The following is a 9,636-nucleotide window of genomic DNA, read 5'->3' as shown; positions in this document are numbered from 1 at the left end:
TTATAAAATAGTCCAATATAAATAAATTAAAATAGCGCAGGGGACTCGGCTCAAAGACGTTATCTCTGGGGAATGCCATTCTTTGCACTGACGCTGATCGACTAGTCAAACAGGGGCTGGTCAACAGCGTCAGCGCAGATGAATTTGAAAGGATAAATTAGCAGTGTTAAAGTAAGGATCCCGGTCAGCAGTGATTTTTCGTATACCCTGTCTGACCGGAAATTTTTCCCTGGTGTTGGCTGTGTTGGCTACCTGACCGTACAGGTCAGGTTTTTTTTCCAGTGCCTAACGAGGTTCATTATATGTTGCGGTTTCAAATCCGTAAGTTGTACTTAAGTCCCATCCATACCTAGACTTAAGTTCAGGTTCGATCACCAAAGGGAAAGTCTGACCGCCACGGAGCCTGTATGTTTTCTATCTTCAATGAAAATCAAACAATAACGGAAACGCTCCGGGATCATATCGACAGAAAGCTGTCTCCACTCGGTAGCCCGGAATACGCTTATACTGTTGTTAGAAAAAAAAATCCGTCAGATGTGCTTATTATTTCCAGTTACCCTGACGAATGGGTAGACCTCTACCGCACCAATAATTTCCAACTCACTGACCCGGTGATACTGACAGCATTCAAACGCACTTCGCCCTTTGCATGGGACGAAAATATCACTCTCATGTCAGATTTGAAGTTCACCAAGATTTTTTCCCTTTCCAAGCGGTACAACATTGTTAACGGATTTACCTTTGTGCTGCATGACCATATGAACAACCTGGCGTTGTTGTCTGTCATTATTGCCACCAACGGACAAGGAGAGCTGGAAAAAAGACTCTCATCTGATCGTGGGGCCATGCAGATGTTGCTGATCGACATTAATGAACAGATGTATCGTCTCGCCGGCTCCGCTTCATCTACTGGCCATAAGCATCAGGCAGACACGGATAAACCCATTTTTACTCCACGGGAAAATGAGGTGCTGTATTGGGCCAGTATGGGAAAAACATACGGAGAGATTGCCGCCATAGCGGCTATTTCGGTTAGTACGGTGAAGTTTCATATGGGTAATATTGTGGTCAAGTTAGGTGTCAGTAACGCCCGGCAGGCTATCCGACTGGGCGTTGAGCTGGAACTTATAACTCCGGCAGCGACAGCGGCCAGGTAATAACGGAAACCGCTGGACAATTAAGCCCGGAGATAATTCCTGACGCCATTTGGTTTTGGTCCTCTGGCCCAGTTGGGAGTACCACCAGGTAAATACGCTCGCGTTCGCTGAGGAAGGCTTCTTTGAGTACACGGATTTGCCATCCGGAGCGCTTAAGGATCCTAAGCATCGCTCGGCTTACGATGGTATGAATAGCGTTGTACTTATGGTGCAAAGCCCAATTAATCATGGCCAGAAACAGGGCTTGACTGACTGGGTACCGCTCGCCTAGTAACCGCCGAGCATGAGCTTTGTCGACAAAAAAACGGCTTGATTCGACCCCTGCTACAGGGAGCTTAACGCTGTCAAAACAGGCGTGGAATGTGTGGGTTATCATGTTGGGCTGGCTCAGTGCGGTGAAACGCACGCTGCAGACCAATTGTCCGTTGCACAAGCCGAGGATATAGCGCGTGCCGGAGTTATCAAACTCATCGAACTCCATATCAAGGTTACATGCTACGTCCCAACCTAGTCGGTCACTGAAGGTTTTTTTTCTCAGCCGGTAAAGCTCGCTCGAGTGTGTCGTTTTCAGCTCTTCGTAGCTGACATCAAATAATTCAAGCATTCCATGACCCTTTTATTATTGGCGTAAATATATTACGTATTTCAAACAGCCTGCGAGTATTCTACAAAAATTTTAAGCTTGCTGATGAAAACAAGGTCATATCGGGAGATAAAAAACAACTTTGGTGACGAAATTTTTGCCTTTCACAATGAAGTTACTCCCAAGTAAATCATAAGGCACTGTTTATGGATTTGGCAGACATGGGGTAAATCTTGGTAACAGAGGGCGCAGGCTACTAATTATTGAGCTATGCCAAATCAATAAATCACCCGTCCTTAAGTAGTTAAAAATGATCCTAAACGGGTAATAACTCATTATTTCCAAATGGGCATAATTATAATAAGCCCCGCGATCAAGCCTTCAAAGAGTCTGCTTGCCATCTTAGTTACCCCGCAAAAGGACAGCTCTGCGCCAACTGAGTCAACCCCTCACGCTCTTGCCGGAACGAAACCTTGTCCTGATCCAGCGTAACCACAAAAATGCTGTCAAAGTCGCTGCCCGGCCATTCGGGCACCAAACTGGCGTCGCCACCGCGTGCGGCAACGATGTTCTTCACTGCCTTATCGAGATTCTTGTGCTCCCAGGCGATGAAGATGCGCGAGTTTTGGTATTTATCGCTGAGCAGCTCCTGCTGCAGCCCGGCGATGTCATCGGCGTGGAATTGAATGCCGATCGGCAGTCCGACGCGTACGGCGGTGGGCATAATGGTCGACAGCGCCCGCAGCGAGCTGCCGGTCTTATTCTCTTTGGGCCCGGCGGCAAAGATAAAATCCGGTTTGCCATAGCGGTCCAGCAGCACGTCCGGCAGCGCCAGCGCGCGATTCAGTCCTTTACAGGTTAATTGCCCGCTGTCGTTGGCGGGTTTCTCCCCGTGCCGCACGAAGATCAGCGTTTCCTGCGCCAGTGCGCTTTGGCTGAATAGCAGCAGCGCCGCTAAACCGCCCAGGATTTTGTTGCCCGTTTTGTTAAACATCCTCAACCCTTATGTAATGGCTTGCTGATTTCTGAGCGCTTTTCATCGCGTTACTCGCTATTATTACTGGCGTGACAAAAAGGCATGCCGCACTGATGCGGTGCCTCTGGGATAATTAAATACTGGCCTAAGGAAGGATTTACAATGAAAAACATTTTCTTTTTTGACGCGATGCTGACGCCTAAAATCATCACCGGCGTGTACTGGCTGTGCCTGCTGAGTATCGTGGTTGGCGGGATTGGTGCGATGTTCTACGGCGAATTCTTCCGTGGTTTGTTTGCGATCGTTATCGGCGGCGTGTTCACCCGCGTTTGCTTCGAAATGATCATCATTGCCTTTAAAAATAACGAATATCTGCGCAAAATCGCCGAAAAACCGTAATTCAATTGAAAACGCCGGGCCAGGCCCGGCGTTTTGTTATTCCCCCAGCGTTATCGCCAGCCGTTCCCTCATTAATTCAATAAAATTCTCCGGCAGGGTTCTCGCCGTTGGCACCCGCAGCGCCTGGCTCCATACCGGCTCCGGGAAATGCGAATCGTCGAGGTAACGCGGGATGATATGCCAGTGCAAATGGGGCAGTGCGGTGCCCAGGCTGGCGATATTAATTTTCGCCGGCGTCAGCAACTGCCGCAGTTGCGCTTCAACCTGTGCCACCACGGTCATGATGCTGTTGCGTTGGTCGTCACGCAAATCACTCAGTTCGGCGATATGCTCATGCCAGACCACCCGGCACCAGCCGGGGAAAGGGCTGTCGGCAATGAAAATGGCCCGGCACAGCGGGTTTTGCCACAGCAGGATTTCATTGGTTGGATGGCAGTAAACGCAGGATTCATTATTCATTTTTATTCTCCCGCTGCGGTTTTGGGCGCAGCGAAGCCCCGCCGCGCATTAGCGCAGCATGGATTCAGTATGAAAGAGAGCGGAGCCGTAGCCCCGCAGGAAGTTACGCGTTAATAACCGACTGGCGGCGCACCAGGCTGGGCGCGAATAAAAACTCCTCTACCGGCAATTCAGGGTTTTCCAGCCGACCTATCAGCCGATCGACAATTTTCACCGCCATCTCGCGCAGCGGCGGCGCCACTGAGCTGAGCGCCGGGTTAAACAGTTCGGACAGAAACATGTTATCGATGCCGACAACCGAAATATCTTCCGGTACCCGAACGCCTAGCCGCTGGAAGGCGGAAATCATGCCGATGGCCAACATGTCGTTCAGCGCCACAATGCCGTCCGGCCGGGTTTCACTCTGGCAAACCTGCTCGGCCAGCGCCTTGCCTAACTCGGCCATTTCGGCATCGCCGTAGGCGAACTGCGCCTTGCCTTCGATCACCCAGACCGGCAGCCCGGCGTTTTCCAGTGCCTGCCGGTAACCGGCAATTTTGTTGGCGCGGCTGCTGGTCATGCCGGAAGCGGTAGCGAAGGCGATACGGCGGCAGCCTTGGGCTATCAGATGTTGTGCCGCCATGCTGCCGGCGGCGCAATTATCCATCGACACGCTGTCGATCGGCAGCGCCGCCTCGCCAGGGGCGGCCAGGGTGCGCTCGTCGTAGTTAATCATCACCAGGCCGCGTTTCAGGGCATCGCGAAAATGGGGGCGATCGTAAAACGTGGAGGCAACTACTACGCCGCGAATGCCTAACGCCAACAGATCGTCGAGAAAACGGATCTCTTCTTCCTGTTGGCGATGGGTATCGCCCAGCAACACCTGATAGCCATAGTTTTGCTTGGCCGCCAGCTCAATTTCGCGCACCAGCGCAGCGAAGCTGGGGTTGACGATAGACGGCACCAGCAGGCCCAGCATTTTGACCTGCCCGGTTTTAAGCTGCTGCGCGGCGCGGTTTGGCTGGTATTGCAGCGCCGCCATCGCCTGTTCAATACGGGCCAGCGTATCCTTGCGCATCTGATCGACTCGGCCGTTCAGCACGTTGGATACCGTACTGACCGACACCCCGGCATGACGTGCCACATCACGTATATTCGCCATCACATTCCCGTTTTGCATTAACCCATCACCCCGACTTTATCACGCGGCCGAAAGTGAGTCACAGGCCCTTAGGGCGCGAGTTGACCGCCGTTGACGTCGATAATTTGCCCGGTGATATAGCCGCTGCAGTTATGCGAGGCCAGGAACAGGTAGGTGGGCGCCACCTCTTCGCTGCGGCCAAAGCGGCCCATCGGAATGGAAGCGCGCATTTTACCCAGCACTTCGTCGCTCTTGCCGTGATGGAAGGCGGTGTCGATGCTGCCCGGTGACACGATATTGAAACGGATATTGTCCTGGGTGAACTCCTTCACCCAGTTGCGGTGGATATTGTGCAGCCAGGCTTTGGCGCTGGCATACAGCCCGGCGCCGATCCCGCCGCCTTCGCGTGCAGCAATGGAGCCGGTGCTGATGACGCTGGCGGTCGTCCCGTTCTCGCGAGCCGAAGCACGCAGGTAAGGGATAGCGAATTTGGTTACCATCAGCGCCGAGCGGCAGTTCAGGTCCATCACCCGATCAAAGAACTCGTCGTCTATCGCTTCCAGCCCGTTGCGGCCGCCCAGCCCACCGGCGTTGTTGATCAATATATCGATGCCGCCGAAGCGGGCGACAAAGGCCTCTACCAATGCCTCACAGCCGGCGGAGCGCGACAGATCGGCCGAGAAGAATGCGCATTCACCGGGGAAAGCGGCGATCTCTGCCGGTGGCTCGCTACGCTGGCCATTAATGCCCACCTTGGCGCCGTGTTGGGCGAACAGGGCGGCGGTCGCCAGCCCGATACCGGCGGTGGAACCGGTGATCAATACGCGTTTGTCGGTTAAATCAGAGAACATGGTATGACTCCTTGCTTGAGAAAATCAGTAGCCCAGCCGCGTCGGCAACCAGGTGGAGAGCGCCGGGAACAGCGCGATAACGATGATGCCGAACAGCACGATCAGCAGGTATTTGGCCATGGGTTTAATCACGTCCTGCATCGGGACGCCACAGATGGCGCAGGTGGTGTACAACCCCAGGCCAATCGGCGGGGAAAACAGGCCGAAACCCATCGCCAGAATCATCACAATGGCGTAGTGCAGCGGGTTGAAGCCGAGCTGGGTGGCGATAGGCACCAGGATCGGCGCAAAGATAATCAGCGCCGGAGCGCCCTCCAGGACTGCGCCGAAGATAATCAGGATGACAATCGACAGCAGCAGGAACAGCCAGGGGCCGTAGTCTGCGCCGATGGCGACCAGCAGCTGTGCGCACTGCTGTGGGATCATCTCGATGGTCAGAGCGAAGGACAAACTGGTGGCACAGGCGACGATAAACAGCAGCATGCCGGACAGCGCGGCGGTGTCGACAAACAGCTTCAGGGTGGCCTGCAGCGTCAGCTCACCAAAGGCCAGTCGACCGACCACGATGGCGTAGACCACCGCGAAGGCGGAGATCTCCGTAGAGGTGGCGATACCGGCCACCACCCCCTTGCCGATCATCAAAATCATGACCAGACCGACGGCGGCACCGATCAGCAGTTGGCGCGTCGGCATCCGTACCGGATAGGCGTCATCGACGTTGATGCGTTTGCCGAATATCACGGCGGCAATCAGCAGCAATATCAGCAGGCACAGGGCCGGGATCAGCCCGGCGATAAACAGGGCGCCAATCGAAATGTTGGCGATAAAGCCCATGACGATCAGGTTTACGCAGGGGGGAATGGTCTCCGCCATAATGGCCGAAGCGGCGAATACCCCGGCAGACTCTTCGGCAGGTTGGCGAGCCCGGCGTACCGCCGGCATCAGCACGCCGCCGACCGTGGCGACGTCCGCCAGTTTGGAACCGGAAATGCCGGAGAAAAACGCCATCGACAAGATCGTCGTCATGTTCAGGCCGCCGCGATAGCGCCCCATGCCGCGCACGATCAGCTCTACCAGCCGTGACGACATGCCGTTGACTTCCATCACCGCACCCGCCAGCAGAAAGAACGGGATCGCCAGCAGCACGAAATGGTCGACGCCGGCGGTGACCTGTTGGGCAAAGAACACGAACGGCAGTGACGGATCGCTGAGGAAAAACACCATCGCCGACATGCCGAGGGTAAAGGCGATCGGCACGCCGGAGATAATGCCCAGAATAAAGCAGGCCAGCATCAGCGCGGCGGGCAGCGAGCCCAGTCCGGTTGAGGTATGCAGGCTAAGGTAGCCCGCGGCACCCAACAGCGCGACGGCGGCGGCGCTGGTTAACACCACTTTCAGCGGTGCCTGGCAGGCATGGTCGAGCGCGCTGACCAACATCACCGCCGCACCGATAAATACCGGTACCACAAAAATCGCCTGCGGCAGGCCGTGCTCGGTGGTTTGCGGTAGCGAAATACCGACCAGGCTGAAGCTGGATACCGTCAGCCCCAATGCCACCAACACCAAAACCCAGCGGCTGGCATGCACCACATACGGCCGGGTGGCTGCCGGTAGCCAGCGCAGAAACAGATCGACGCCAATGTGTCTGCCGCGCCCGGTGGAGGTGGCAACGCCGAAGAACACCAGCGTCACCATCAGCGCACGGGCCACTTCTTCGGCCCATTCGATCGGGCTGTGCAGCGCGTAGCGCCAGACGACCGAAGCGAATACCACCACCACGTTCACCAGCAGCGCCAATGCGCCGCCCCAGGCGGTAAAGCGGGTCAGGCCGCGGCTTAACTGCGTCAGAATAGCCACTTTTTTCACGCTCATTTCAAGGGTTACAGGAAGGGTCATAGCAAATCCTCCGCCGGGGCGCGTTACGGCTGCGCTGCGGCATGAATGGCGTCCAGCACCGCTTTGGCCTGTGGATACTTGGCGGTAAACGCCGCCTGCAGCGGCAGGGTTTGCTGGCGGAAATAATTGCGGTCGGTTTCGCTGAAAATCACGCCGGCGGCTTTCAGTTTTTCCATGGCCTGAGTTTCTTTTTCCGCCGCAATTTTGCGCTCATAAAGGGTGGCTTCGTTGGCTGCGGCCAGCACCTCGTCACGCAGGTCTTGTGGAATGCGCTGGAACGCCGCCTGGCTGATGGTGGCCACTATCGGGTTATAGATATGACGGGTCAGCGTGGCGTTTTTGGCGATCTCGTAATACTTGCTGGTGTACACCGTGGCGGCATCGTGTTCCACGCCGTCGATCACCCCCATCTGCAGCGCGGAGTAAACCTCACCGCCGGGCATTGGGATTGCCGTAGCGCCCATGCTTTTCAGCGTGGCGATGAAATTGGGGGCCGGCAGCACCCGCACCTTCATCCGGTTGAGATCCTGCGGCGACTGCAGCGGTTTTTTACTGTAAATGTTGCGTGCCCCCAGGCTGAAACCGTAGCCCAGCACTTTGATGTTGCTTTGTTTGGCCAGCATGGCGCTCAGCAACTGGCCTGCCTGACCGTCGAGCGCCTGACCCAGCTGTTGGTTGTCGTTAAACAGATAGCCCAGATCGAGCACGCCGATTTCGGGCACCAGTGTGCCCCAGATGGAAGTCCCGGAGATCATCATATCGATCGCGCCGATACGCACCTGCTGCACCGCATCGGCTTCTTTTCCGAGCATGCCGTTAGGGAAATAGTTGAGGGCGATTTTGCCCGGCAGACGCTGCGCCAGATTCTGCTTGAAGCGGTTGAACCAGATGGCGTGTGCGGAGTAGCCATCGTCGGGTAACGATGAATAAACCCGCAGGCTGACTTCGGCGGCATTGGCGCGCAGCGGCAGGGTAAACAGCATAAATAACAACGTGATAAACAGGCGCGGCGTTAAGCGACATGTCATTGATTTCATGAGCCTGGCTCCCGATCGCAGACAGCCTGCGATGCTGGTAGTTAAGATGATTCCCCTGCTGGGCAATGCGGTAGGGACAGGGGGAACGGTGGCGATACTTTGTGTCTGTTCTTTAACTGTAACGTTTTAGTGTACCGTTACAGAAAACCTACAAACATTCGGTTGGCAGATCAATTTTTATCCGTGAAAAAGGCCGGGAAATGCACGTTCTGTGAGCAGGCTCTAAAAATAGGCCGCTTGAGATTCGCGATCGGCGGGCTGCCGCTGCGGGCATTTAGCTTCTATAATCGCTGCTGGATAACCGTGAATTCAGGAGTGAGCATGCCTTCCAGGGCGATAATTAAATGGACCAAACGGCTGACGATAGTAGGCGTCACCGATTCGTTGTAGAACACCTGACACGGAGCAGCTAAGTGTATAGATTTGTAGGGAAATGAAACTGAAAAAGTTAACTGACGAAAAATTTGCATGTGGGGTTATGTAGTACGATTTTCGTCATTTTTATTTACTAGATGAGTTGATTTAAAAATCATGGCTCGTTAACATGCTTTCGCGCGAACGTTTCGTTTGCATGCCGCAATCAAAAGTTAATAACCACTTAGCGTTTGCTCTCATAGCAGTTTATGGGAGCGTCCATACGATAAGTATGGATAGTTCGGAGGCCCACCCACCCTAGCCGGCGATGGTGGTGCTATAGCCGACCGCAATTGCACCAGGTCGAGTAGTAGAGGCAGTTGCTAATGTGGTTTTTGATCTAGGTATCTCTGCTTTCTGGCCCTCTTGAGTATGAGGGAGACCTTGGTGTAATTTTGCTAACAATGGATATGTAAGGTGAACCTTAACTCTCCGATAAAAAGACCAGGCACTAAATCTTTACGTTCTCTGCAGTCACTAAGCGATGCTCTAGACATTCCAATTAGTGATCTAGTTCTGGCTAAAAATACTCCATATGAAGAACGTTATAAAAAACTAAAAAAAAATAAAATAAATGGTGACGTTAGGGATGTATATGATCCAATTTATCTTATTAGAAGAATTCAAAAGAAAATAAATAATAGGATATTTAAAGAGTTAATATTGTGGCCGGAATATATCTACGGATCCATTCCTACTAATAAAGATGAAAAGAAAGCTGGAGTTGAAAGACATTATATAGCT

At 53.9% G+C, this 9,636-nt stretch carries 9 protein-coding genes and 1 pseudogene; 3 read left to right on the top strand and 7 right to left on the bottom strand.

Annotation, left to right across the window (positions count from 1 at the left end; translation table 11 throughout):
* Window positions 1-407: 407 nt before the first annotated feature.
* Complete coding sequence (locus tag H5P17_RS25750) at window positions 408-1,157, top strand: LuxR family transcriptional regulator (RefSeq protein WP_182825835.1); 750 nt, start codon at window positions 408-410, stop codon at window positions 1,155-1,157.
* On the opposite strand, the gene H5P17_RS25745 is transcribed toward H5P17_RS25750, so the two are convergent.
* Both H5P17_RS25745 and H5P17_RS25740 read right to left on the bottom strand, forming a co-directional pair.
* Window positions 1,126-1,761 carry an acyl-homoserine-lactone synthase gene (locus H5P17_RS25745; RefSeq protein ID WP_182825834.1) on the bottom strand — a complete coding sequence of 212 codons (636 nt, stop codon included), beginning with the start codon at window positions 1,759-1,761 and terminating at the stop codon, window positions 1,126-1,128. The two genes, H5P17_RS25750 and H5P17_RS25745, sit on opposite strands and share 32 nt — an antisense overlap.
* 385 nt (window positions 1,762-2,146) lie before the next feature.
* Window positions 2,147-2,734 carry a histidine phosphatase family protein gene (locus H5P17_RS25740; RefSeq protein WP_182825833.1) on the bottom strand — a complete coding sequence of 196 codons (588 nt, stop codon included), beginning with the start codon at window positions 2,732-2,734 and terminating at the stop codon, window positions 2,147-2,149.
* Between the two features lie 144 nt (window positions 2,735-2,878).
* Between H5P17_RS25740 and H5P17_RS25735 the strand changes: the two genes are divergently transcribed.
* Window positions 2,879-3,115 (top strand): DUF4282 domain-containing protein, encoded by a 237-nt coding sequence (locus tag H5P17_RS25735; protein WP_044554358.1) that lies wholly within the window; start codon window positions 2,879-2,881, stop codon window positions 3,113-3,115.
* A gap of 36 nt (window positions 3,116-3,151) precedes the next feature.
* Here H5P17_RS25735 and H5P17_RS25730 read toward each other — a convergent pair whose 3' ends face one another.
* The 5 genes from H5P17_RS25730 to H5P17_RS25710 all read right to left on the bottom strand — a co-directional run bounded on the left by H5P17_RS25730 (window position 3,152) and on the right by H5P17_RS25710 (window position 8,478).
* A complete protein-coding gene (locus tag H5P17_RS25730) occupies window positions 3,152-3,574 on the bottom strand; it encodes an HIT family protein (RefSeq protein WP_182825832.1) in 423 nt (140 codons plus the stop codon).
* A 103-nt stretch (window positions 3,575-3,677) separates the two neighbouring features.
* The gene (locus H5P17_RS25725) at window positions 3,678-4,715 is read right to left on the bottom strand and encodes a LacI family DNA-binding transcriptional regulator (protein WP_182825831.1); all 1,038 of its coding nucleotides are present in this window, start codon (window positions 4,713-4,715) and stop codon (window positions 3,678-3,680) included.
* Window positions 4,716-4,783: 68 nt separating this feature from the next.
* Entirely contained in the window at window positions 4,784-5,545 is a 762-nt protein-coding gene (locus tag H5P17_RS25720; protein ID WP_182825830.1) for an SDR family NAD(P)-dependent oxidoreductase, read from the bottom strand.
* Between the two features lie 24 nt (window positions 5,546-5,569).
* Window positions 5,570-7,441 (bottom strand): TRAP transporter large permease subunit, encoded by a 1,872-nt coding sequence (locus H5P17_RS25715; RefSeq protein WP_182825829.1) that lies wholly within the window; start codon window positions 7,439-7,441, stop codon window positions 5,570-5,572.
* 23 nt (window positions 7,442-7,464) lie between these two features.
* A complete protein-coding gene (locus H5P17_RS25710; RefSeq protein ID WP_182825828.1) occupies window positions 7,465-8,478 on the bottom strand; it encodes a TRAP transporter substrate-binding protein in 1,014 nt (337 codons plus the stop codon).
* Window positions 8,479-9,309: 831 nt separating this feature from the next.
* On the opposite strand from H5P17_RS25710, the pseudogene H5P17_RS25705 reads away from it, so the two are divergent.
* Window positions 9,310-9,636: pseudogene (locus tag H5P17_RS25705) on the top strand (hypothetical protein); the annotation flags it as partial.

Source organism: Serratia sp. OS31, assembly GCF_014164835.1.
GTDB lineage: Bacteria > Pseudomonadota > Gammaproteobacteria > Enterobacterales > Enterobacteriaceae > Serratia > Serratia liquefaciens_A.
The sequence above is the reverse complement of the archived record's forward strand: the minus strand, read 5'-3'. Positions and strand labels throughout refer to the sequence as shown.